Annotated in this window: 2 protein-coding genes; both read right to left on the bottom strand. The window is 59.5% G+C overall.

Annotation, left to right across the window (positions count from 1 at the left end; translation table 11 throughout):
* Nucleotides 1-60 precede the first annotated feature (60 nt).
* Entirely contained in the window at nucleotides 61-879 is an 819-nt protein-coding gene (locus RMN95_RS12130; protein WP_309617168.1) for a sugar ABC transporter permease, read from the bottom strand.
* 209 nt (nucleotides 880-1,088) lie between these two features.
* Nucleotides 1,089-1,817, bottom strand: coding sequence for an extracellular solute-binding protein (locus tag RMN95_RS12125; protein ID WP_309617167.1), 729 nt, complete (start codon nucleotides 1,815-1,817; stop codon nucleotides 1,089-1,091).
* Between the last annotated feature and the right edge of the window lie 126 nt (nucleotides 1,818-1,943).

Here is a 1,943-nt window from a genome sequence, read left to right as displayed (position 1 = left end):
CATTGGTCCAAGCAGATCGGCGAGAGATCAGACGTTGCCGACGGAAACTATTCGTGTGCGTCACGCTTCCACCTCACGCGACCGCAAATACGAGATCAATGGAATCGCGACGACCACCACGGTGAGGAACAGTATTAGTGCCATAGCGGTCGAAACTCCGAAGGCTCCTGAGCCGAATTGCTGGAACACAAAAATGTTGAACACTTCGGTAGTGCGCGCCGGTCCGCCACCCGTCGTCGCGAGAATGACATCGAATGCATTCAGTGAGCCAATCAAGGTGAGAGTGAGGTTCACCGTCAGCGCCGGCGCGAGCATCGGCCACTTTATGCGCCAAAAGCTTTGCCACGCATTCGCTCCATCGATTTTTGCCGCCTCCGACATTTCTTCGGGGATCGCGCTGAGGCCAGCGATGTAGATCAGCATTGTCATTCCGAAGTACTTCCATGCGTGAACGGCAGCAACCACGACGATCGTTGTGCTGGTCGAGGCGAGGAAGTTCACATGGACTTCTCGGCCCGAAATCGTGCTCAGAATCTGATTGGCCGGGCCATCGTAGGCGAGCAGGCCCTTGAAAAGATATCCGGTTGAGAGTGGTGAGAAGAGCACCGGGATGAACAGCAGAGTGCGGAGTAAGCCGTTCCCGCGAGTGCTCTTTTCGAGTGCAACGGCTAGGGCAAGCCCGATGCCGTTCTGAAAGATCGCAACGAGGACAGCAAACACGACGGTCACGCGCAGATCGTTCCAGAGCGTTCCGGTCGACACCAGATCGATGAAGTTGTCGAGTCCGATGAACTTGATGACGTCTGAGTAGGTGTTCCAGTTCGTCAGCGAGAGAGCAAAGTTGAGGGCGTTCGGAAGGACGAAGAATATCGAGAACACCCCGAGAGGCAGCGCTAGCAGGAGAGCCTGATCTCGCCTGCTCAGACCCGAGCTGGGGCGCCTAGAAGTTACGCGACCCATCGTCTGACTTCCCGTAACTTCACCACACGCGCAGTCGCGCTGCTGTTGTTGGCACTCATGCTCGGATCTTTCTGCTTGTCGTGCGATGGGGCGGCCCTCCTCGAGAGAGCCGCCCATGCATTGAGAAACTAGTTGCCCTGAAGTGCCTTGAGCTTGTCGAAGGCATCCTGATACTGCGCCCCGAACTCTTTAGGAGTCAACGTCCCCGCGAGCACCGATCCGAGGAGGGTCGCACGCTCGCTCGGCGAGTAGAGCAGCTGCTGGTCCAGGCTCGCCACACCACCGGCAGCGAATGCATCTGCGGCCGCTTTCGCGAGCGGGGTAATGGCTGCTGGGTCGTCCACTCCCTCAATGATGGACGGTTCACCGCTGGCGGCGATCAGTGCCTTGTATCCGTCACCAACCGTGAGGTAGTTCACGAAATCCCGCGCTGCAGCCTCCTTTGCGCTGTCGCCCGTTTTCGGCAGCTGCACGGAAGCGTTGTTGGAGGACTGCCACTGCACCTTGCCGCTGGAGCTCGGGTAGGTGAAGAATCCGATGTTCGAAGCATCCGTGAAGGAGGCTGAGAGCCACGATGCCATGGGGTACATCGCAAAGTTACCGTCCTGAAGCTTCTGCGGTACGTCGGCGTAAAGAGCCGTGAGGTAATCGTCGTTCACCCACTGCTTGCTCACCCGCTCGGGGTTGACCGCGGCTGCCTCCACGAAGGGGGCGTCGGTGAACGAGGCGGTCCCATCGTTGACGGCCTCAGCTCCGCCGTCAGCGACGGTGTCCGTCACTGCGCTGATGAAGCCGATCTGGCCGGTCCACGAATCTCCGCCGGTGATCCCGAAGGGGGTAACGCCGGCAGCCTTCAAGGCGACGGCAGCTGCATCGAGGTCGGCTGCGCCGCACTCACCCGGGCGGGATCAATGGTGATTCCCGCCCGATAGTGGTCGACGAGCCGCGGATCCACGTAACTCTTCTTGGCGATGGATGGGGTG

Origin of the sequence: Salinibacterium sp. (assembly GCF_031364185.1) — a bacterium.
GTDB lineage: Bacteria > Actinomycetota > Actinomycetes > Actinomycetales > Microbacteriaceae > Rhodoglobus.
This window is presented reverse-complemented; position numbering and strand designations above follow the sequence as displayed.